The organism is Streptomyces sp. NPDC029296 (genome assembly GCF_055569255.1).
On the sequence record NZ_JBVHXT010000046.1, the window covers coordinates 14,398 to 36,592 of the forward strand.

General features: G+C 71.0%; 14 protein-coding genes and 1 pseudogene. 9 read left to right on the top strand and 6 right to left on the bottom strand.

Translation table 11 applies throughout. The annotated features are described in order from the left end of the window. The first annotated feature begins 82 nt into the window (after positions 1–82). Both ACZ4W9_RS32695 and ACZ4W9_RS32700 read left to right on the top strand, forming a co-directional pair. Positions 83–3,808 (top strand): nSTAND1 domain-containing NTPase, encoded by a 3,726-nt coding sequence (locus ACZ4W9_RS32695; protein WP_467941877.1) that lies wholly within the window; start codon positions 83–85, stop codon positions 3,806–3,808. Between the two features lie 752 nt (positions 3,809–4,560). Further along, positions 4,561–4,755 carry a hypothetical protein gene (locus ACZ4W9_RS32700; RefSeq protein ID WP_467941959.1) on the top strand — a complete coding sequence of 65 codons (195 nt, stop codon included), beginning with the start codon at positions 4,561–4,563 and terminating at the stop codon, positions 4,753–4,755. Between the two features lie 76 nt (positions 4,756–4,831). On the opposite strand, the gene ACZ4W9_RS32705 is transcribed toward ACZ4W9_RS32700, so the two are convergent. Both ACZ4W9_RS32705 and ACZ4W9_RS32710 read right to left on the bottom strand, forming a co-directional pair. Beyond that, positions 4,832–5,614 carry a class II aldolase/adducin family protein gene (locus ACZ4W9_RS32705; protein WP_467941879.1) on the bottom strand — a complete coding sequence of 261 codons (783 nt, stop codon included), beginning with the start codon at positions 5,612–5,614 and terminating at the stop codon, positions 4,832–4,834. Between the two features lie 80 nt (positions 5,615–5,694). Then, a complete protein-coding gene (locus ACZ4W9_RS32710; protein ID WP_467941881.1) occupies positions 5,695–6,672 on the bottom strand; it encodes a phenylacetaldoxime dehydratase family protein in 978 nt (325 codons plus the stop codon). Positions 6,673–6,944: 272 nt separating this feature from the next. Between ACZ4W9_RS32710 and ACZ4W9_RS32715 the strand changes: the two genes are divergently transcribed. After that, positions 6,945–8,177 (top strand): ATP-grasp domain-containing protein, encoded by a 1,233-nt coding sequence (locus ACZ4W9_RS32715; RefSeq protein WP_467941883.1) that lies wholly within the window; start codon positions 6,945–6,947, stop codon positions 8,175–8,177. A 16-nt stretch (positions 8,178–8,193) separates the two neighbouring features. After that, a complete protein-coding gene (locus ACZ4W9_RS32720) occupies positions 8,194–9,615 on the top strand; it encodes an FAD/NAD(P)-binding protein (RefSeq protein ID WP_467941885.1) in 1,422 nt (473 codons plus the stop codon). A gap of 147 nt (positions 9,616–9,762) precedes the next feature. Here ACZ4W9_RS32720 and ACZ4W9_RS32725 read toward each other — a convergent pair. Next, positions 9,763–10,073, bottom strand: a pseudogene (locus tag ACZ4W9_RS32725) (HD domain-containing protein); the annotation flags it as partial. A 632-nt stretch (positions 10,074–10,705) separates the two neighbouring features. Here ACZ4W9_RS32725 and ACZ4W9_RS32730 point away from each other — a divergent pair. Both ACZ4W9_RS32730 and ACZ4W9_RS32735 read left to right on the top strand, forming a co-directional pair. Beyond that, positions 10,706–10,885, top strand: a complete 180-nt coding sequence (locus ACZ4W9_RS32730; RefSeq protein WP_181794033.1) for a hypothetical protein — start codon at positions 10,706–10,708, stop codon at positions 10,883–10,885. 71 nt (positions 10,886–10,956) lie between these two features. Continuing rightward, positions 10,957–14,151: a type 2 lanthipeptide synthetase LanM family protein gene (locus tag ACZ4W9_RS32735; protein ID WP_467941888.1), complete on the top strand. Its 3,195-nt coding sequence runs from the start codon at positions 10,957–10,959 to the stop codon at positions 14,149–14,151. Positions 14,152–14,311: 160 nt separating this feature from the next. Here ACZ4W9_RS32735 and ACZ4W9_RS32740 read toward each other — a convergent pair whose 3' ends face one another. The 3 genes from ACZ4W9_RS32740 to ACZ4W9_RS32750 all read right to left on the bottom strand — a co-directional run bounded on the left by ACZ4W9_RS32740 (position 14,312) and on the right by ACZ4W9_RS32750 (position 17,861). Continuing rightward, positions 14,312–15,178 carry a triphosphoribosyl-dephospho-CoA synthase gene (locus tag ACZ4W9_RS32740; RefSeq protein ID WP_467941890.1) on the bottom strand — a complete coding sequence of 289 codons (867 nt, stop codon included), beginning with the start codon at positions 15,176–15,178 and terminating at the stop codon, positions 14,312–14,314. Positions 15,179–15,184: 6 nt separating this feature from the next. Further along, on the bottom strand, positions 15,185–16,150 hold the full coding sequence (locus tag ACZ4W9_RS32745) for an intradiol ring-cleavage dioxygenase (protein ID WP_467941892.1): 966 nt from the start codon (positions 16,148–16,150) through the stop codon (positions 15,185–15,187). Between the two features lie 694 nt (positions 16,151–16,844). Next, entirely contained in the window at positions 16,845–17,861 is a 1,017-nt protein-coding gene (locus tag ACZ4W9_RS32750; protein ID WP_467941894.1) for a chitinase, read from the bottom strand. A gap of 299 nt (positions 17,862–18,160) precedes the next feature. Here ACZ4W9_RS32750 and ACZ4W9_RS32755 point away from each other — a divergent pair, with 299 nt between their 5' ends. Genes ACZ4W9_RS32755 through ACZ4W9_RS32765 form a run of 3 tightly spaced genes read left to right on the top strand, consistent with a single transcriptional unit; the run spans position 18,161 to position 21,859 of the window. Next, entirely contained in the window at positions 18,161–18,505 is a 345-nt protein-coding gene (locus ACZ4W9_RS32755) for a hypothetical protein (protein ID WP_467941896.1), read from the top strand. A 19-nt stretch (positions 18,506–18,524) separates the two neighbouring features. After that, a complete protein-coding gene (locus ACZ4W9_RS32760; RefSeq protein ID WP_467941898.1) occupies positions 18,525–20,759 on the top strand; it encodes a bifunctional polysaccharide deacetylase/glycosyltransferase family 2 protein in 2,235 nt (744 codons plus the stop codon). Next, positions 20,759–21,859, top strand: coding sequence for an acyltransferase family protein (locus ACZ4W9_RS32765; protein WP_467941900.1), 1,101 nt, complete (start codon positions 20,759–20,761; stop codon positions 21,857–21,859). The genes ACZ4W9_RS32760 and ACZ4W9_RS32765 overlap by 1 nt, the downstream gene beginning before the upstream one ends. Positions 21,860–22,195 lie beyond the last annotated feature (336 nt).

A 22,195-nucleotide genomic window follows, 5' to 3' on the forward strand; every position in this document is an offset into this window, starting at 1 on the left:
TCCGGTCCGGTACTGAGGCGACTGTTAGGGATGGCGTATGGCTGGGCGCCCTGAGGCACCAGTGGATCCGGGTGCGGGGCCGGTGCAGCGGTTCGCGTTCGAGCTGCGCAAGCTGCGCAGCGAGGCGGGCGGGGTCACCTACCGGGTGCTGGCGCAGCGGGCGGGGTACTCCGTCACGGTGCTGTCGCAGGCGGCCGCGGGTCAGCGATTGCCGACGCTGCCGGTGGTCCTGGCCTACGCCGTAGCGTGCGGGGGAGATCCGGTCGAATGGGAGGCCCGGTGGAAACGAACCGTCGACGCGGTCGCCGCCACCTCGGATGGTGCGGAAGACGGCACAGGGACGGTGCCGCCCTACAAGGGGCTGGCGCGGTTCGAGGCGGAGGACCGGGAGCGGTTCTTCGGCCGTGAGCGGCTTGTCACGGAGTTGCTGGTTCTGCTGCGTCGGCGGCGGCTGGCGGCCGTGTTCGGTGCTTCGGGCAGCGGCAAGTCCTCCCTGCTGCGCGCTGGTGTCATCCCCGCCCTTCAGCAGAGTCAGGATGCGGCTCTGCGTCCGGCCGTCATCCGCATCCTCACTCCCGGCGAGCACCCTGCCCGCACCCACGCCCGTCTGCTTGCCCCCGGCCCCACTGATCCCGGATCCGGACCCGAAGGAGAGACCGGATCCGGGTCCGGTGGAGTGGACACGTTGGTGGTCGTCGATCAGTTCGAGGAGGTCTTCACCCTCTGCCAGGACCCCGGCGAGCGCACCCGGTTCATCGATCTGTTGCTGGCTGCCTGTCAGCCCCTGAGCCGGTTGCGGGTGCTTGTCGCGGTGCGGGCTGACTTCTACGGCCACTGCGCCGGACATCCTCGCCTGGCCGAGGCACTGCGCGACGCCCACCTGCTGGCCGGTCCGATGAATGCGGCCGAAGTGCGCGAGGCGATCGTCAAACCCGCCGCGGCGGCCGGCCTGAGCGTGGAGCGGGCGTTGACCTCCCGCCTGGTGGAGGAGGTCACCGGCGCACCGGGTGGGCTGCCGCTGCTGTCGCATGTGCTGTTGGAGACGTGGCGCCGCCGCCGCGGGAGAGTACTGACGCTGGCGGCCTTCGAGGCCGCCGGCGGTCTCGAAGGCGCCGTCGCCCAGACTGCCGAGGACGTCTACACCCGCCTCACCCGGGACCAGGCGGCCGCGGCGCGCCGGGTGCTGCTGCGTCTGGTCACCCCCGGCGACGGCACCTCCGACACCCGCAGGCCCGCCCCGTATACAGAAGTGCGGGACATCGGCAAAGAGGAGACCGCCCAGGTGGTGGAGGCCTTCATCCGGGCGCGGCTGCTCACTTTGGACGAGGGCACCATCGATCTGGCTCATGAAGCACTGCTGAGCGCCTGGCCCCGCCTGCGGGCCTGGATCGAGCAGGACCGAGACCGCCTGCGTGCCCACCGCAGCCTCACCGAGGCCGCGCGTGTCTGGGAGGAACTGGACCGCGATCCCGGCGCTTTGTACCGCGGCATCCGTCTGGCCGCCGCCCGGGATCACTTCGGCTCCGGGCGGTCGGCGGATCTCACCACGGCGGAAGGCGCGTTCCTCGACGCCAGCACGGCCGCGCATGAGGAGGAAGAACGTGCTGCGGCCCGGGCCGCCCGCCGGCTGCGCATGTTCACGGCGACGCTGTCCGTTCTGGTGGTCCTGGCGGTCACGGCAGGTCTGCTGGCCTGGCAGCAGAGCCGGGCCAGCGACCGGCAGCGCCGGGACGCCGACGCCGCGCGGCGCGCCGCCGTCTCCCGCCAGTTGGCCTCCCACTCCGCCGCTCTGATCGGCACGAACTTTGATCTCGCCGCGCTCCTGGCCGTACAGGCCTACCGCACCAGCCCCACGGCACAGGCCGCACAGAGCCTGTATGCCGCGGCGGCCGTACCATTGCGTCGACGCCTGACCGGCCATCAGGATGCTGTGCAGTCGGTGGCGTTCCGCTCCGACGGACGCCTGATGAGCGCCGCCGCCGACGGCACGCTGCGTCTGTGGGACGCATCAGCCGGGCAGCTCCGCCGGAGCATCCCCGGCAGCGTCTACAGTGCGCCGGCATTCAGCCCGGACGGCCGCCTTCTTGCCACGGCAGGTTACGGCGGCGAGGTGGAACTGCGGGACACAACCACCGGCCGTGTCGGCAAGCGGCTGGCCGTGCACGATTCCGACACCACTGTGGTGGCGTTCAGCCCGGACGGCCGTACGCTCGCCACTGGCAGCCAGTCCGGTACGGAACTGTGGGACACGCACACCGGCCGGCGCCGTGCCGCTCTTCCCCCGCACACGCGCGTACCTCTCTCAGCGGTACCGGACCCCCCGGACGCGGGCACAGTCCAGTCCTGGGGGTTCAGCCCGGACGGCCGTACTCTCGCCACCGGCGGGACCGAGGTGGAGTTGTGGGACGCCCGCACCGGCCGGCGCCTGAGGAGCCTGCCCGGGCCGGCCTCCCCGGTTGATCTGCTGGCCTTCAGCCCCGACGGCCGTACCTTCGCCACCAGCAGTGATGACGGGGTGGAGCTGTGGGACACGCGCACAGGCCGGCGGCGCAGCATTCTGACGCAGTACACCGGCCCGCTCTCGTCCCTGGCCTTCAGCCCCGACGGCCGCACCCTGGCCACCGGCGGCCACGATCACGTGGTCCGCCTCTGGGACACCGGTTCCGGCCGTCTGGACAGCAGCCTGACCGGACACACGGGCGCAGTCCTCACCATGGCCTTCAGCCCCGATGGCCGCACCCTGGCCACCGGCGGCGCCGACAGCACCATCAGGCTGTGGAACATGCCTGACAGTCCCTCCCGCACCCTCTTCTCCCGGCACCCCGGACAACCAGTCGTCACAGTGTTCGCTCCCGGTGGCCGCACCGTCGCCACCAGCAGCACGGAAGAACCGGCGGTGCGTCTGTGGGACTCCGCCACCGCACGTGTGCGTGCCACCCTGCCCGGGTCCGGAAAGGTGGGCCCCCCTGCCGTGCCGGCCTTCAGTCCCAACGGCCGGACCGTCGCCACCATCAGTGCTGCACGCGGCATCGAATTGTGGGATCCGGCCACCGGTCGACGCCGCAAGGTGCTGACCCAGTACATCGACAAGGCGTACGCCCTGGCCTTCAGCCCCGGCGGCCGTTCCCTCGCCACCAGCAGTTTCGGCCGCGGAGTGCAACTGTGGGACCCGGCCACCGGCCGTATTCTCAGCAGCCTGACAGGGTCCGACACCATAGTGCCCGCATTGGCCTTCAGCCCCGACGGCCGCACCCTCGCCACAGGCAACGCGGACGGTTCCGTAACTCTGCGCGATACACGGATGACAGCTCCCGGCCGGATCCTGACCGGCCACACCGGAGCGGTCCGCGCCTTGGTCTTCAGCCCCGACGGCCGCACCCTCGCCACGGCGGGAGAGGACCGCACGATACGGCTGTGGGATCCGGCCACCAGCCGCACCCGCGGCACTCTGCCCGGACATACCGCACCTGTCAACGCACTGGTCTTCAGCCCGGACGGCCGCACTCTCGCCAGCGCAGGCGAAGACCGCACCGCACGGCTGTGGGATCCGGCCACCGGCACTGCACGGGTCACACTCTCCGCACACACCGCACCCGTCAACGCACTGGCCTTCAGCCCCGACGGCCGCACCCTCACCACCGCCGACGACCAAAGCACCATCCGGGTCTGGAACGCAGCCCTCCCCACACCCACCACGGCGATCAGCGGCATCTGCCGAGCCGTCCACCGCGACCTCACCGCGCAGGAACGCTCGCTCTACCTGCCGGACCAGCCCGCCACCCCACCTGGAGGACCACGCTGCTCCTGACCGAGGCACCAGGATCCGCTCCCGGCTGATGCACCAGCGACCGTGGCGGGCTTCGTGCGTCCATCCTTCCCACCGTGGACCAAGGGGCTCGTGGAATGCGCGAGACACCAATGCAGGCACTACGGGGTCGGACGCCGTCAGGCTGCTGAGAAGGACGGCCGCTGGCCGGGTTGCACTCCGCAGCCGAAACCGCTGTGGCGAGGAGACGGCCGTCAGGGCGTAGGCTCTCGGTGACGGCCGACTCTGACCCTCTGACTGCGCGTCAAAAGTGACCCACTTGGTGATCTCCGTCTGACTCCCGCCTTGGCGATCAAGGCCAGGAGGAAGGGCGGTCCTCGTGGAGGACTGGGCAGAAATCCGCCGCCTGCACCGGGCGGAGCAGACGCCGATCCGTGCGAACGCGCGGCGCAGCCGGTCTGGAAGCGGCCCCAGCTGGAGACCGCCGGGGCGGCTGAAGGCCGCCGGACGGCGCCGCCTTGCCGCCGGGCAGCCGAGCCGGCCCCGGCCGCGGCAGAACCGGATCGGCAACGCGGCCGCGCACCGCGACCCCCTCCGCGCCCCAGCTGCGGCACTCCACCCCCTGGCTGTGGTGACGATGCCGGACATCGTCCACCGAGTGGAGTCCACTTCGGTGCGCCGGACGACGGTGGAGTCCACCGTGATGCGCACCGCGATGGTGCGCTCGCCGCCGGCCCTTGTCCGGGTGAGGCCGGACGCGCGCGACCCCCCTTGTCCGGTTCCGCCACACTCCCTTGTCCAGCTCTGCTACCGCGACGTTTTCCCTGATCCGGGGTGTAGGCGGCTCGGTCCGGACGTACGCCGCGCTGGTCGGTGGGTCGCTGGACGGGCTGCTGCTCGACATCACGGGCTGGCGGCCGGAGGAGGCAGACGACGGTGTCGTCCTGATGACCGAGCTGGGACTGCGCTGGGCGGCTGCCGTGGCGTAGGCAGCCGGAGCCGTTCGTGGTGGATCGGTGGGCCACGGGGCGCGAAGTGGGGTGTCCGCTACCGCCTGTAAAGGCGTCACTCGTCGAGCAGGTCGGGGTGTTCGTGGGTGATTTCTTCCCATAGGAGTTCGAAGCTGAAGCGGGCGAGTTCGGGGACGCCGAAGCCTTCGGCTGCGGCGAGGGCCTGTTCGTGGGTGAAGGGCTGAGGGGTTCCGGCCGCCGATGCGAGGAGTTGGATCTGGGCACAGGTCTCGTAGGTGAAGAACCAGTGCACGGCCTCTTCGAGGGATGTACCGACGGTGACGAGACCGTGGTGTTTCAGGAGGAGGACCCGGTTGTCACCGAGTTTGTGAGCCATGTCGCGGCCCTGGGCCGCGGTGACGGAAGGGCCTTCGTAGTCCTCATAGAGGACCTGTTGCTGGTAGAAGGCGGCTGACTCCTGGTCCAGAGGGATCAGGAGCCGGCCGAGGGAGCCCAACGCGCGGGAGTGCACGGTGTGGCCGTGGGCGGCGGCGGTTACGTCGGGGCGCTGTGCGTGGATGGGTGCGTGGACGACGAAGGCGCTGGTGTTGAGGCGGTGGTGGCCCTCCACCACGGCGCCGGTCTCATCGACGCAGATCAGGTCGGCGACGCGGAGGCGGTTGAAGGAGAGACCGAAGGGGTTGACCCAGAAATGGTCAGGGTGTTCGGGGTCACGCACGGAGATGTGGCCGGAGATCCCTTCCCCGTACCCGTACCTGCCGAAGAGGCGCAGGGCCGCGGTCAGGCGCTGTTTGCGGTGGCGGCGTTCGTCGGCGGGCGAGGCGAAGACGGGTGGGTCGGGGATGGGCAGGCCGGTGTCGGATTCGTGGTGCGTCACGGACTGGGGCCTTTCGCTGGACAGGACGGGGGACTGGACGTTGACCCGGGGGACGGACGGAACGGCGGCCCTCGGACGGCTCATTCACGCCGGGAGAGGCCGAGTGGCAGCAGTCCGGTGGCTGGATGGCATCCGACGTAGCGGGCCCGTACGGAACCCGGTGGCAGCACGCTCACCTCGTGCCACAGTGCGACGTCGAAGGGGCCGTCTTTCTCCTGGAGCATGGCGAAGAACGAGTCGTAGATCCTCAGATGCGTCTCGTGGAAGTGTGTCCACGCCAGAAGACGATCGAGCGAAACGAACCAGGCCACGGTGCACGCTCTGTCCAGCGGGCGTCCGTTCATATCCTGCTCGACTATTTCTCGCGTACATATGCAGCCGGTCTCCGGGTGCTCCGCCAGATAAGCAACACCTCTCCTTTTGTTGGGCTGGACCTTTTGCAGAAAATGCTCGCGGAAACGGCTGCTTCCCGACCAGTCCTGGGCAGTGCGGATCAGGCAGACACCGCCTTGCACGACTACGTCCACGGCGCCGTCGTTGACCTGGATCGTGGCGCCACGGGTCGGCGGAGCCGAGGTATTCCGTATGCGGTCGCGCGCGGACCCCCAGTAGTCGTGCAGTTCGGTCGGTTCCTGGTCGAGTATTTCCGCCAGGCCGCTCGTGGGATACTCGTCCTGCCGGTGGGTGTGCAGGGTCTCGGTGGCTTCCACGGGTATCAGTGCCTCTTCCCACCACCATCCTGCGCCCTCGAGGGGAGTGGAACGTCCCCCTTCGGCGACCCACGACTGATGGCGGGCCGGATCGAGCCAGTAGGCGAACCACACGGTGTTCGTCAGGCCTGAGGAGTCCGTGAACGAGCCCCGGTTGACGATGTCCGGCCGGCTGGGTGATCGAAACCTTTCGCGTATTTCAGCCGCTGCCGTCTCGTGCGCCGCTTCGGCGGCGGCCTGCACACCGTACTGACCTATCACATAGGCCGTGCATTCCAGCGGGAAAACCCCGGTGAATGCGGGAAAGCGAGGAACATGCTGGGCTGGGGCAGAGGAATTTTTTGCCATGGCCACATCCTTGGTGCGAGATGTCGTCGAATCTTTGACCAGGAGTGGGAGCGGTCGAGGAGGCGGGCCACGATACTTTTTTCATTATAACGTGTTCCTCTGATCCGGCGTTTCCGGCGCCAGTCGCGGGCGGCGGTATTCATCCGCCCCGGTCGCGTCTCACCGGTTGTGGGAATAGTCTGAAGGGCGGCCGTCTGTACCCGTCGGTCCGGACTACGACCGGAGGAGCCGACGGCCGGTTCGGGCGGAAACCGATAGGCGGAGGTGCGCTGGTGATTGCCCTCGTGAATCCCGTCTCGAGCGGTGTCTTCCTGTCGGCGGCCCTCCAGGAGCGCGGCGAGGAGTGCCTGCTCGTCTACGACGGACGCTACGCCGCAGCGGCCGAGGGCGGTGGCCACGGTGGCCCCTGCCGGCGTGTGGCCAACCGGGACCTGCGCAGCACCGCCCGCCTGCTGCGTGACCTCCGTGTCCGGCACGTCGTTCCCGGGAGCGAGGCCGGAGTCGACCTCGCCCACCGTCTCGCCGAGCACCTGGACCTTCCGCGCAACGATGACGCGACGGCCTCGGCGCGGTCTGACAAGACGCGGATGCAGGGCGCTCTGGCCGACGCCGGCCTCCCGGTGCCCCGGCAGGCCCTGGTCGCCACCAGCGACGACCTGCCCGATGCCCTCGATCACGTGGGACTGCCGGTCGTCGCCAAGCCCCCCGCCAGCTCCGGGAGCGACGGGTGCAGGATCTGCCGCACGGAAGGGGAGGCCGCCGAGCATTTCACGGCGATCCACCGTCGCTCCAACCTGCTCGGCACGGTCAACGAAGCGGTGCTGCTGCAGGAATACCTTCCCGGTACCCAGTACATCGTCTCCACGGTGAGCATGGACGGACGGCACCATGTCCACGAGCTGTCGCGCAGCCGGGTCGACGAGGGTGACGGCATGCCGATGCGGCGCCACACGATCAGTTGCCGCCGCCTCGGGTCCGGGGAACGCAGCGTCATCGCCTACGTATGGGCCTGCCTGGACGCCCTCGGCATCCGGCGCGGTGCGGCCAACACGGACGTGCGCCTCACGCCGGCCGGGCCCCGGATCATCGAGGTGAACGCCCGGATCCTCGGACCGACGCTCGACCCGGACCCCTACTTCATAGCTTTCGGATCGAGCCAACAGCACCTCCTGGCCGAGAGCATGCTCGCTCCCGCCGACTTCCGGCGGCGCCTGCGTCTGGAGTACTCCCCGCCGAACGTGATGGGGAAGGCATTCCTGCGCTGCTTCGATTCCGGCGTGCTGCGCGGCATGCCGGGACTGGAAGCCGTCCGCCGCCTGCCGGGCTTTCACAGCGTCACGTCCCTGCCCGAGATCGGGAGCACGGTCAACGACCACGCTCTCACCACGGGGACCACGGGCATCGCGTACTTCGTCCATGAGGACGAGCCCGTGGTCGAGAAGTCCCTCGCCGTTCTGATGAGCATGGAGGACGCGGGCACGCTCTTCGATGTCTCCGCAGCGTGACCCGGAAGGACCCGTCGTGCTCCGCGAAGTCGCCGTGGTGGGAGCCGGCGCGACCGGCACCTCGGCGGTGGTCAATCTGGTCCGGGCCGGTGTCGCCCGGCACGTCGACGTCTTCGAACCGGGTGCGGTCGGTCACGGCGACGCCTTCGCTTCGACGGATCCGGCGCTGCTGTGCAACACCTCGGCCGACAGCATGTCGCTGGTCACCGAACGTCCCGATGACTTCGTCGACTACCTGCACGCACTCGGCATGCCCGTCACGCCGCAGGACTGCGTCCCGCGGTACTTGTTCGCGCAGTACTGCCGCAACCGGTACCTGAATGTGCGCTCGGAAGCCGCGGCACACGGCGTACGCCTCCGTCACCACCAGGACAAAGTGGTCTCCGTGGCGTGCGCATCACCGCGCTACATCCTGCGCACCGGGAGCGGGGCCGAGTTTCCGGCTGACGCCGTGCTGCTCTGCCTGGGAGTGGAGGCGTGGACCCCGCCGATCGTCCGGCCGTTCCGGCGTCAGCCGGGGGTGGTGCCGGCCGCGGCCCTGGGTTCGGCGGTCGCCCTGTCCCGTGGCGCGCGTGTGCTGGTCCTGGGCACCCGGCTGTCGGCGGTCGACGCGGTGATCATGCTCAGCCGTTCCGGCTGTCGCGTCCAAATGGCTTCACCGTCGGGCGCCCTGCCCTCCGTGAGGACCCGCATGCAACCTTGTCCCCGGGACAGCGGACCGCTCGCAGCTCTGGCCGGGCATCCCTGGGTGGGGACGACGGACGCGGCGCAGGCAGACCGGTTCGTCGCCGGCCTGGTGCGGTGTCTGGCCGGTCCCGGCCGCCCCCGACTCAGGGATCAGTTGTCCCTGGTCGACGACCCGGTGGAACGTCTGCGCGCGGAGATCGCCATCGCGGAGGAAGGACGCAACTTCTGGCAGGACCTGACCGTCGAGTTCATCGCGCTGACCAACGAGTGGTTGCTCCGGCAACCACCGGCGGCGTGGAAGGACTTCTGGGCGGTCGTGGAGGGCGTCCTCGACCGGTACATCTCGGCCATGCCGGTAGGCAACGCGAAGAAGCTGCTGTCACTGGCGGACGCCGGACGCCTGGAGGTGCGCGGGCGCCGACCTGCCGAGCTGTTCCGAACGGGCGACCGGTGGACCATGAAGTGGCAGGACGGCTCGCATGATCGCTTCGACGCCGTCGTCTACGCCACGGGTTACCGCCTGCCCGCCATGCGGTGCTCGGACGGCAGGCTCCTTCTGGGCGAACGCCGAAGGGGTACGCCTCCCTCGGTGTCGGCGGATTTGCGGGTGGACCTCGGACGGAACGCGGACGAGCGCGTGTTCGCGGTGGGGCAGTGCTCCGCGACCCGGGTGCCGCTCGTGCACGGGGTGGTCGCCGTCGTCCCCCAGACCTCCCGCGTGGTGCGCCAGTTGCTGGCACTCCCGGCATGAGACCGCCGCTGCGAGGGACACAGCAGCACAGCACAGCACGGCCCGGTGGCGGCGAAACCCGGGGGCCGGCCGGGGCCGTGTAGCACCCGACTCAGCCGGTCGTGTCAGGGCCTCTTGCTGCGGACGGTGCCAGTTACAGCAGACAGTTTTCTGCCACTGGAGGGAGTCCATGCTCAGCGCGGCGTCGGCGAGGGCCTTCGCGGACGGTGTCTTGAGCGAGGCGAGGCTGGTGTCGATCCAGTTCTGGGTGAGGCTGTAGCCCTGTTCCCGGTACTCGACCGCCTGGACCAGGCATTCGAGCCTGCCGGCGTCGCGGGCGACGATCGCCTCCGGGGTTTCGCCGGCCTCGTACTCGTCGACCGCGCTCTGCACGCCGGTGCGTACGGCGGGTGGGTGTTGGCGACCTGGCTGGCGGTCACCTCCTGGTTGGGGGCGGCCTTGAGATACTTCCGCCCGACTTGAGCACGCCCATCTCGGAGATAAGCTCGCGGTGCCCTTGGTGGGTGTCGTCGGCTGTGCGGTCGGCCGTACATCCAGCCATGACTGCTATCCACGCAGGGCCTCCACGAGCAAACCGGCCCCCGCCGCGTGATCATTGCGCCCCTTCCCGCCCCTTCCCGCTCCACCCACGGCGTGAGGGCCGCCAGGTGCGATGTGCCGGCTTCGTGTCAGTGGGGTTGTGTCCGTCACGGTTGAGTGGGGGAGAGGGTGTTCCTGCTGCTCATCGGCCCGTAACTGGAGCTTGCCACTGACACAGCGGTGGTACTCCGCGGCCTTGCGGCTGTCATGGGTCGGTACATCCCCAGCTGGATCACTGCCACGAAGACGGCACATCGCCCCGTACGAAGTACCGCACGCGGCGGTGCGTGACAGGCGTGCGGCTCCTCGCGGTACGGGCCGCTCAGGAAGCCGATGGCCGCGCACGCACTACCGGGTGGTGCTCTGACGGTGCGCGTCGGTGCGGCCCCAGGCGGGTGGACGAGCGGTCGGTGAAACCGTGATCCACACCCCTGGTGCGGTGAGGGCCCCGCTGCCATGATGAGCCGTCCGAACGACCACGCGGAAACACCAACTGACCAGGGGAGGCGCCGTGCTGACCACGGCAGAGCGAGTCCGTGCCCTCAAGGACGAGGACTTCCGGCTGAGTCTCACGCGGGAGTTCCCGGACCACCCGGCCGGGAACCCGGCCGAGGAGGTCTACGTGTCCGCCGGGCAGGCGGCCAACACCTGTGAGTCCTACTCCAGTTGCGCACGGATGTGCAGCTACTGACCCGACCGCCCGCCGCGCCGCACCCCCGTGGGGTGCGGCGCGCGGTATAGCCAACCCGAGGGGGTACCGCCGTGGTGGACACGTCCCCGCTGCGCCTGGCCGCCGCCCGCGCCGTCCCGTTGAGCCGCCGGGGCCGGGCCACCGTCACCGACGCCTCCCTCGGCGGGCGCGCCGACCGCGTGCTGGCCCGCTGGCGGGCACAGCGCCCGTTCGATCAGGACGGCTGGTTCGAAAGGCGGCTGGCAGCCGACTCCCTCGACCCCGGCCTCCTGCGCGAACTGCTCACCGAGCCCGCCGAAGCCCTGGCCGAACGGCTGGGCGCCGAGGAGCCGTGGGCGCGCCACCTGGCGGCCGTCTTCGAGGAACCCCCGTCCACCCCCGCCGTCGAGATCCCCGACCGGGACGCCTTCGCCACCCTGGTCGCCCCGCTGCTCACCGCCGCCCGCGACCGGCTGCGCGGGGGCATCGCCGCCCTCGGCCCCACCTCGCTCGGCACCCCCGAGGAGATCGCCGCCCACCTGCTGCCGTCCCTGACCGCCCCCGCCCACGCCATGGCCGTACGCACCATGATCGTGGAACTGGAGGTCGCCCGGCTCACCGGCCAACTGACCGGCGCCACCCCGCAGGAGCGCTACCGCGACTTCGTGCGCCGCCTCGCCGACCCCGCGCGGGCCGTCCAGATCCTCGCCGAGTACCCGGTCCTGGCCCGCCGCCTCACGGTGGCCGCCGAGCAGTGGACGGACACCCACCTCGCCCTCGTACGCCGCCTCGCGGCCGACCTGCCCGACGTCTCCCGCACCTTCTCGCCCGGCGTACCCCTGGGCCGCCTGACCGAGATACGCACCGGCCTCGGCGACGCCCATCGGGGCGGCGCCACCGTCACCGCCCTGCGCTTCGAGAACGGCACCCGGATCGTCTACAAGCCCCGCCCGCTCGACGTCGACCTCCACTTCCAGGACCTGCTGCGCTGGCTCAACCCCCGGCTGCGGCTGCCGCTGCTGGAGGCCACCCACCTGGCCCGGGACGGCTACGGCTGGGTGGCCCATGTGGCGGCCAGGCACTGCCGGGACGCGACCGAACTCCATGCCTTCTACCACCGCGCCGGGACACTCGCCGCCGTGCTCTACGTACTGGACGCCGTCGACTGCCACGCGCAGAACCTCATCGCCCACGGGGACCAGCCCGTACTCGTCGACTGCGAGGCGCTCTTCCATCCCGACCTGCGCGAACCCGCCAAGGACCTGTCCCCCTCCGAACGCCTGGCGCGCCACGACGCCGCCCACTCGGTGCTCCGGTCCGGACTGCTGCCCCAGCGGGTGTGGGACGAGGACGGCAACGGCGGCGCGGACGTCTCGGCCCTCGGCTGGGACCCGGACCAGGCACCGCCCCGCACCGTGCCGTACGTGGACGGCGAAGGCACCGACCGGATGCGCATCGCGTACCGGCCGATGAACCTCCAGGGCGTCGACAGCCGACCCCTCCCCGCCGGCCAGCCCCTGGAGCTGGCGGACTTCGCCGACGACCTCGACGCCGGGTTCACCGAGGCGTACCGGATCATGGTGCGGGCCAGAGTGGGGGTGCGCCGCCTGCTGCGGGCCTTCGCCGCCGACCACACCCGGCTGCTGCGCCGCGACACGCTGGAGTACCGCAGCCTGCTCGCCGCCGGTGACCACCCGGACCTGCTGCGCGACGCCCTGGACCACGACCGCCACCTGGACCGGCTGTGGGCGCTGGCGGCCTGGGAGGAGAGCGCCGACGCCTTCCTCGCGCACGAACGCGCCGACCTGTGGAACAACGACGTCCCCCTGTTCACCCTCCGCCCCGACGGCGTCGACGCCCGCGCCTCCACCGGAGCCCTCATCCCCTCCGTCGTCGACCGGCCCGCACTCGACACCGCGCTCGACAAGCTCGACTCCCTGGGCCCCGCCGACCTCGCCCGCCAACGCGAACTCCTGCGCCTGTCGGTGACCACCGCCACCGGTACGAGCGAACCGTCCCGCCCGCAGGCCGCCGCCCCCCGCCCGGACACCCCGGCCCCGGACCCGGACCCCGGGGCGATCCGCGCCCGCGCCCTGGCCAAGGCCGCCGAGGCCGCCGACCACCTGCTGCGCCGGGCCTACCGGGGACCGGCCGACCTGGCCTGGACCGGTCCCAACTGGACCCCGCCCGGCCGCTGGGCCCCGGCGGAACTCGGCCCCGACCTCTACAGCGGCACCGCGGGCATCGCCCTCTTCCTCCACCACCTCGCCCTGCGCACGGGCGAGGCGACGTACCGCAACGCCGCCCGGGCCGCCGGCGTCACCCTCCGCCACCAGGCCGGGCGCCGCGCCGACCGGCTCACCGGCGGTCTGACCGGCACCGGAGGCATCCTCTACACCCTCGCCCACCTCACCGCCCACCGCCCCGACGCCCGACTGGCCGCGCTCGCCGGCACTCTCGTCCAACGGGCCGCCGCCACCGCCGCCGAGGACGAGTCCTTCGACGTCATCGACGGCTGCGCGGGCACCATCGCCGGGCTGGCCGCGTGGGGAGCGGTGCACCCCTCCGGCGCGGTGACCGACGCCGTCGCCCGCTGTGCCGGGCGGCTCGCGGACCGGGCCGCCCCGCAGCTCGGCGGCGGGATCGGCTGGCTGCCCCGCGCGCTGGCCGGCACGGCCGACCGGCCACTGGCCGGGTTCGCCCACGGAGCCTCGGGCATCGCCTGGGCGCTCACCAGGGCCGGGAGCCTGCTCGGTGACGAGCGGCCGATCGCCCTCGCCCGGGAGGCGCTGGAGTACGAGCGGACCCTCTTCGACGCGGAGGCCGCCAACTGGCGCGACGTACGCGCCGACGGCTCGCCCGGCGCCGCCGCGTCCCACCCCGTGCTCTGGTGCCACGGGGCGGCGGGCATCGCCCTGGCCCGCGTGGAGCTGTGCGCGGAGCTGGACGACGCCCGGCTGCGCCAGGAACGCGCGGTGGCCCTGGCCACGGTGGCCCGCGACGGCTTCGGGCACAACTTCTCCCTCTGCCACGGCGACCTGGGCAACCTGGACCCGCTGCTCCTGGCGGGCGGGGCGGCGGCGGACACGGCACTGCGGCAGGCCGCCGTGACCCTGGATGCGCTGGAGGCGCGGGGCTGGGTGTGCGGCATGCCGAGCGGGGTGCACAGCCCCTCGCTGATGACCGGGGTCGCCGGCATCGGCTACGGGCTGCTGCGGCTCGCCGCGCCGGAAGCCGTGCCCTCCCTGCTGGCCCTCCGCCCGCCCGGGACGACACCCGTTCGGTGAGGTCTAGCCCGACGGGTGCGGTCCACTGCCGTGCTCGGCGAGGACCAGGAGCGCGAGCCCGATGAGTCCCTTGGACGGCAGCCGGTCTGGACCGCAAGCCGACCTCGAAGGCGGCGAAAGCAGAAAGTGTTCACCGCATGGTCGCAGGTTTCCCGGATGATCAGCGGGAGCGCGTGGCTCCGCTGCTGCCTGGAGTAGCGGGGGACGCGCCGTCGGTCATGGACAGCGCATCCAGGAACAAGGCTCCCGCCAGCAGACCGGCGCTGCCGCGCGGGCTCCATCCGCGCGTCCGGAGATCGGTGTCCAACGCGGTGAGCGCCTCTGCTCCCGTCGGCGTGGCCGTGCCGCCCGCCTCCAGAACCGACCGGGCTCCGGCCTGCACATGGCGCAGACCGACCGGACCGGCCGTGTACAGGAGTTCGGTGTCCTGGAGGGTGGACATCACGGTGAGCAGGGCGTCCAGGGCTGCGGAGGACTCGGTGACACCGGCTGAACGGGCGGTGCCGAGTACGATCAGGGCGCGACGCACATGCGGAAAGCCCGCGCGTGCCTCGCCCCGGGCGCCCGCCGCTCCGTACTTCGCCGACATGGCGGAGCCCCGGGACGGGCGCAGGGGTGCGCCCCGGTCGGGATGGGCGGCCAGCCGCCGGGCAGTCGCGGTGATGTCGGCGCCTCGCGCGGACGGATCCAGCGCGACGGCCGCGACCAGTGTGCCGAGAGTCCACAACGCCCCGCGGTGGCCTCCACCGGCCAGATCGACCGTGTGTTCGGTGCAGCGTCCCATCGCGCCCAGCTCGGCGCGCAGTACCGGCGTGGGTGCCGCGGTGCGGCGGGCCGCGGCGGCCATCGCCGCGAGCCCGGGGCACAGCGCCTTCGCCGACCACAGCAGGGTGCGGTGGTCCCGGCCGGTGGCACGGGCGGTGAGGTCACGCGGGTCGGGCAGGCCGGGCTTGAGGCACAGCAGCACCTGCCGCGTCAGCGCGGCCACCGCGGCGCGTGCGAGTTCCTCGTCCTCGCGGCGCAGCATCGACGGCTACGAGGACGCCGAGGCCGACGGAGCTGCCGGCCCGCTGGGCGCGTCACCCGGCGGCGTGCCCCCGCTCGGTGGTGTGCCTCCGCCCTCGCCCCCGGCCGGCGGCGTGCCCCCGCCCGCGCCGGTGTTCTCCGCGTCGGGGTCGATGCCCAGGGTGAGGAGGCCCTTGTAGCCCTTGGACGGATCACTCTTGTGCGCCGCCGTCAGGCTGAGCAGGCCGCTTGCGGCACCATCGTCTTCATAGACCATGTCGTCGGCGAGCTTCGTGTAGGTGCCGGTGTGCCGTGAGTACGGCTCCAGGGTGAAGATTTTCTGGGCCACGTCGTCGTCGAAGAACAGCTGGCCGGTGAAGTTGACCTTGCCGCCTTCGTAAGTGCCGTCCTCCTTCTTGCCGCCGGTGTGCACCTTGACGTGGATGTGGCACGTGCGTGGCGTGTACCAGCCGGGGAAGATCGTGGTGAACTTCACGACCCCGTTCGCGTTGGCGATCTGATAGCCGCGCAGGTAGGTCCGGTCGTCGGCGGTGGAGCCGTCCTCGCTTTCGGCCGGGGCCGAGCCGCCGGGGTTGGCGGTGGTGTACCCGGAGTAGTAGCCCCACGCGTCGCAATGCCATATCTCTACAGCCGCCCCGGGTACCGGGGTGCAGCCGTCGGTGGCGTCCACGACGGTGAGGCGCAGGGTCAGCGGGACGCCGCTCTTGCCTTCGGTGATGTCCTTGCGCACCAGGGCGCCGTCGAGGTAGTACGGCCCTTCCGTGACGCTCGTCATCAGCCGCACGCACGTGCCGCCGGCGGAGGATGCCGACGCTGAGGCGGTGGCCGTGGTGCTCGCCTTCGTGCCCGTGGCTGTCTCGGCGAAGGCGGACTGGTAGCCGGCGACCGCCAGTCCGCCCGCGGCGACCGTGCCACCGGTCACGGCGAGGGCTTTTCGGCGGCTGATGGACGTGTGCCTGCGTGTTCCTGTCATGGTGGGAACGTAGCGACGGTGGCCTTGATTTCCGTGAGACGGCGCTGGGAAACCGCTGTGTGAGGTGGTGTCGGTGTCGCTTCGAGGACTTCTCCCGCAGTCTCACGCGCTGTCGGACGCGCACGCCGTCCGTTTGTCGGCCCACGCAAGTCCCGGTGGACCGACGCTCCGCTGACCTGGGACGTCTGTCGTACACGCCCTCGCCTCTCCCCTTATCCCGGGCTGTGTCCACGTCCGTCCAGGACGGCGACGCCCGCCCAGCTCAACTGCCGCTAGTGTCCTGAGTCAGAGGTTCTTCGGCAGTAGGCGGCCACTTTGTCGAGGATCTCGTCGGCGGTCCTGGTCCAGGCGAAGGGCCTGGGGTGTTCGTTCCCATCGGCGAGCCAGTTTCGGATGTCGCGTTCGAGGGTCTGGACGGAGCGGTGGACGCCCCGTCCTGGCGGAGCATGTCGACGCCGAACTGCGGGCCGCCCCGTACGCGGGGGCGTCCTCGTCCCGCCGGTCGCGCGCCCCGCCGTCCTGGCCGTCGGGGGGGCGTGCCGACCTCGCCGTCCTCGACACCGGCGGGGCGTGAGCGACGGTGCGCGCGGGGCGGCTGGTGCACCGGCAGCGCTGAAGCCGCGAGCGTGCGCGGGTGCCCGGCTCGCGCAGGGCCTCCGCGAGTCGTCTGCCGATGAAGCGCGTCGAGGGCCGGTCAGCCCGCCAGCGCCTCCCCGAACGCCCCCGCCTCCTGCGTCACCCCGCTGCAGTCCGTCGCCGCGTCGTCCGAGTCGGCGTCGTCGTCGCACTGCTGGTCGCGGAAGGCCGACCACATCGACACCCAGGCGAGGGACTTCTCCTCCGCGAAGGCCCGCACCTGCGCCGCGTCCTCCAGCGTGAACGTCTCCCCGGCCACGTCGTTGACACCGATCATCGAGGTCAGAGCCATGCCCCGCCAGGCCTTGGCGTCGGACAGGCCGAAAACCTCCTTGAGCTGGGCGTGCGCGGCCTTCGCGGAAGTGACGGCGTAGTCGCCCATGTCCCCGGTGTAGGACTCGCCGTAGTTCATGGTCATCAGGTTGACCGTGGAGACCTGGACGCCGTGGTCGTTGGCGGACTCCAGCAGCGCGAGGCTGTCGTCGTCGAGCCCCGAGGGCATCACCGGCAGGGTGTAGGAGATCTTCAGGTCCGTGCGCTCCCGCTGGAGCAGCGCGAGCGCCTCCGAGCGCAGGGCCACCGAGTCGGAGTCGGTCAGCTCGTCGCCCTCGATGTCGAAGTCGGCCAGCGTGGCACCGGCGGCGTCCAGCGCCTCGCCGTAAGCCTCGGCCAGTTCCTCGGCGCTGTCGCAGGTCGCGGCCAGTTCCTTGCCGGAGGCGCCGCCGAAGGAGACACGGACGCCGGCGCCGTCCGCGGTGAGCTCGGCGATCCGGGAGGTGACCGTGGAGTCGTCGATGGAGTGGGTGCCGTTCCACTCCGGGGTGCAGCCACTGCCCGAGGAGATCACGAAGGCCAGGTTGTACGTCGCCGGGAAGCCTGCCGAGTCGTTGGCGGAGGCGCCGGTCGCACTGACGTACGGGGCGTACGCGGTGGCCGACGTGGCGGTCGACGAGGGGGTGCCCGACGGGGCGGCGGGCGCCGCGTCCGTCGTGCCGTCACCGTTCTGCGAACATCCCGCCGCCGCGAGGGCGATCAGACAGACGAGTCCGGCGGCGGACTTTCGTTTGCGGCTCATCTCGTGTTCTCCTGCTCTCGTTTGCTTTGTTCCAGGACGGAAACAAAGACTGTCTCCGAACCGGCAAGGTTCCATACGGGACTGTGTCCCACCTGGGCAAACATCCAGAAATCCGGATACTTTCCCAGGTGAATGACAGGTTCGGACGTTTCTCATGGGCGGCACACAAGAAAGCCGGAGCTTCGGTCACATAAACGCTCTCTAATATCCGGGGAATGCATTCCGAGACCACCATCGAAACCCGCGCTGCCGCGCGCGGTCGCCGTCGCAAACGCGGCAACGGGTCCACCGACGGGCCAGTGTTCGTTGACAACTCCGGTCGCCGGGCCCGGCTGCTGCGCCGGATCGGGCTGCTCCTGGGCGTCGTCTGTCTCGGGTACGCGATCGTGCTGGGCGCGGCCTTCATGGGCATCGGCACCTCGGTCAACCCGTCCTCGCTGCTGCCGTTCGGCGCGAGCGGGAACGGTACCGCCCCGGGCGGCGGCATGCGGCCGGAAGGCGGAACCGTCCCGAGCGGCGCCCCCACCGGCGTACCCAGTGGCGCGCCCACCGGGGTTCCCGCCGGTGCCCCCACCGGCGCCCCGCCCAGCGGTGCCCCGGTCAGCTCCGTACCCGACCCGGCCGCCACCGCGACCGCCGACTGACCGGAATCGGAGCCACCCTATGACCAGCACGACACCCTCGCGCGGCCGGCGCCGCGCCCCCAGCCGCATGGAGCGGGCGGCCGGCCGCGCCGCGGCCCTGCAACGGCCGCGGGTCATCCTCGCCCTGCTGCTCCTGCTGGCGCTGACCTGCGTCATGCTCCTGGACGGCTATCTTCGCGCCGAGGTCGGCGGCGACCAGCGCGTCCGCACCGGGGCCGGTTCCAGCGACGTCCCCGGCAAGATCATCGACGGCGGGCCGATCCTCACCTTCCAGGGCGGGCAGGCCACCACCGTCTCCGTCCCGGACAAGACGATCGCGTTGACCTTCGACGACGGTCCCGACCCGACCTGGACGCCGAAGGTCCTGGAGATCCTGGAGAAGTACGACGTGCCCGGCACGTTCTTCCTGGTCGGCTCGATGGTCTCGCGTTACCCGGGCATCGTCGAGGACATGGTCGAGCAGGGCAACGAGGTGGGTGTCCACACCTTCACCCACGTCGACCTCTCCTACCAGAGCGACGCCCGCGTGACCCGCGAGATCGAGCAGACCCAGTTGGCGCTGGCCGGCGCGGCCGGGATCACCACCACGCTGTTCCGGGCACCGTACTCCTCCAAGACGGACGCCATCGACAACTACAGCTGGCCGGTCTACAAGAAGCTCGGCGAGGACGGCTACACCAGCGTCTTCATCGACACCGACAGCGACGACTGGAAACGCCCCGGCGTCTCGAAGATCGTCAAGTGGGCCACGCCGAAGGACGACGAGGGCACGTCCGTCCTCTTCCACGACGCCGGCGGCGAGCGTTCGCAGACGATCGCGGCGCTGCCGAAGTACATCGAGAAGATGCGGGCGAAGGGCTACAACTTCACCACCATCAGCGGCGTCATGGCGGAGCAGCGGAGCGCGGACCGGGGCGCCGCACCGTTCCGGAGCGGGACCTCGCGGCTTCAGGCCGCTCACCACCGGGCCACCGGCGCCACCCTCTACGAGGGCAAGGCGCTCATCGCGACCGTCGCCGTCGCCGAGTGGACCGTGCCCGCCCTGTCGGTGGGGCTGACGATCGTCGGCGTGGCCGTCATGGGCCGCTTCGGGATGATGCTGCTGCTCGCCCGCCGCCACTACAGACAGCGCAACAAACGCAGGTTCAGCTGGGGGCCGCCCGTCACCCGCCCGGTGAGCGTGATCGTCCCGGCGTACAACGAGAAGGAGTGCATCGCCAACACCTTGAAGTCGCTGGCCGCCAGCACCCACCCGATCGAGATCATCATCGTGGACGACGGCTCCTCCGACGGCACCTCCGAGATCGCCCGCGACGCCGCCGCCGCGCTCGGCATGACCAACGTCCGGGTCATCCGCCAGGAGAACGCCGGCAAGCCCGCCGCCCTCAACAACGGCGTCCGCAACGCCGGTTGCGACATCGTCGTGATGATGGACGGCGACACCGTCTTCGAGCCGGACACCGTACGGCGCCTCGTCCAGCCGTTCGCCGACCCCGCCGTCGGCGCGGTCGCGGGCAACGCCAAAGTCGGCAACCGCGACACGGTGATCGGCGCCTGGCAGCACATCGAGTACGTGATGGGCTTCAACCTCGACCGGCGCATGTACGACCTGCTGCGCTGCATGCCGACCATCCCCGGCGCGATCGGCGCGTTCCGCCGCGAGGCGGTCCTCGGGGTCGGCGGGATGAGCGAGGACACCCTCGCCGAGGACACCGACATCACCATCGCCATGCACCGCGCGGGCTGGCGGGTCGTCTACGAGGAGCACGCCCGAGCCTGGACCGAGGCGCCCGGTTCCCTCAAGCAACTCTGGTCCCAGCGCTACCGCTGGTCGTACGGGACCATGCAGGCGCTGTGGAAGCACCGCAGGTCCCTCACCGACAAGGGGCCCTCGGGCCGCTTCGGCCGGGTCGGGATGCCACTGGTGGTGATCTTCCAGATCGTCACGCCGGTCTTCGCCCCGCTGATCGACGTGTTCACCGCCTACTCGATGATCTTCATCGACTTCAAGGCGGCACTGCTGGCCTGGCTCGCGGTGCTCGGCGTCCAGTTGTTCTGCGCGGCGTACGCCTTCCGCCTGGACCGGGAGAAGTACCGCTACCTGCTGATGATGCCGCTCCAGCAGCTCGCGTACCGGCAGATGATGTACCTCGTCCTGATCCACTCCTGCGTCACCGCCCTGACCGGCGGCCGGCTGCGCTGGCAGAAGCTGAAGCGCACGGGAGAGGTCGGCACCCCGGCGGGGACGGTGTGATGGGGGCACACAGCAAGGGGGCGGTCCGCCCGGCGGCCGTCGTAAAAACGGCTGCCCGGGGGGCGGCCGGCGGCCGGGACCGCTACTTCGACACCCTCCGCGCGATCGCCCTGGTCCGCGTCGTCACCTACCACACCTTCGGCTGGGCCTGGGCCGGGCTGGTCTTCCCCTCGATGGGGATCATGTTCGGCCTGGCCGGCACGCTGATGGCGAAGTCCCTGGAACGGCCGGCGTGGAAGGTGGTGCTAAGCCGGATCCGCCGGCTGCTGCCGCCGTTCTGGTTCTGGGGCGTCTTCGTGGTCGTGGCGATGCTGGTGCACGGCTGGATGCCGGACCGGCGCATCCTCTACTGGGTGGTGCCGCTGGGCGACCCGCCGGGCAACGCCTGGGGCGAGCAGGCCTGGGAGATCCTCTGGTACCTGCGGACGTACCTGTGGTTCGTGCTGATCTCGCCCCTGCTGCTGCGGGTCTTCCGGCTCGCGCCGGTCGTCGTCCTGCTCGCCTCCCTCGCCCCGATCCTGGTCTTCCAGTACGTCTGGCAGCCGCCGGACGACCGCTTCGGCACCGGCCTGCTCGACCTGGCGACGTACCTCTTCTGCTGGGTCCTCGGCTTCGCGCACCGCGACGGGGTGCTGGCGAGGCTCCGGCCCGCCGCGGTCGTGGTGCTCTCGCTCGCCGCGCTCGGGTGCGGCGGCTGGTACGCCCTCGCGCACCAGGGGGAGTACGGCACCTACGACCTGGACGACATCCCGCTCGCCCAGGCGTTCTGGTCGGCCGGGTTCGTGACGCTGCTGATGTACTCCAAGGCGCGGCTCGGCGTCGACTTCACCGGGCTGGCCCGGCACCGGAGGCTGGACCGGCTGGTGACCGTGTTCAACGCGCGGGCGGTGACCCTCTACCTCTGGCACGAACTGGCCCTGATCCTGGCCGTGCCGCTGATCGACCAGTTCTGGAAGGTGCCCGCCTTCGAGGCGTACCTGCCGCTGGAGAGCCAGTGGTTCCTGTTCGGCGTCGGCTGGGTGCTGATCGCGGTGTTCGTGCTGGTGTGCGGCTGGGTCGAGGACGTCGCGGCGCGCAAGAGGCCGAGGCTCCTGCCGTGATCCCGCCCTGAGGGGCACGCATCGCCGCCGACGCACTGAAGCTACGGGCCCAGGCCGTGCGGCGCGCGGACCGCCTGGGCTCCCGCACCCGGCCGCGCCCGGTCGCCGTGCCCGCCGCCTTGAGGTCACGCCCGAGTCCGATGAGTCCCTGGGGTGGCAGCCGGTGCAGAACTGGCGGTGGGGCCGCGTGTCGCCGGGCGGCGAGGGAGGTGGCAGGTCACGACCAGGGCGACCATCGAGCCCGAGACCTGCCTTAGCTCGGTCCTCGTCCCCGCAGCTTGTGGCTCCATGGAGTCTGTCACGCACCAGAAGGACAACCCCGAAGTGGGTCCGGTC

Coding starts and splice junctions, on each gene's coding strand:
- ACZ4W9_RS32710 (WP_467941881.1), bottom strand. CDS start 6,672: ATGGCAAAAAATTCCTCTGCCCCAGCCCAGCATGTTCCTCGCTTTCCC.
- ACZ4W9_RS32740 (WP_467941890.1), bottom strand. CDS start 15,178: ATGCTGCGCCGCGAGGACGAGGAACTCGCACGCGCCGCGGTGGCCGCG.
- ACZ4W9_RS32745 (WP_467941892.1), bottom strand. CDS start 16,150: ATGACAGGAACACGCAGGCACACGTCCATCAGCCGCCGAAAAGCCCTC.
- ACZ4W9_RS32750 (WP_467941894.1), bottom strand. CDS start 17,861: ATGAGCCGCAAACGAAAGTCCGCCGCCGGACTCGTCTGTCTGATCGCC.
- ACZ4W9_RS32760 (WP_467941898.1), top strand. CDS start 18,525: ATGACCAGCACGACACCCTCGCGCGGCCGGCGCCGCGCCCCCAGCCGC.
- ACZ4W9_RS32765 (WP_467941900.1), top strand. CDS start 20,759: ATGGGGGCACACAGCAAGGGGGCGGTCCGCCCGGCGGCCGTCGTAAAA.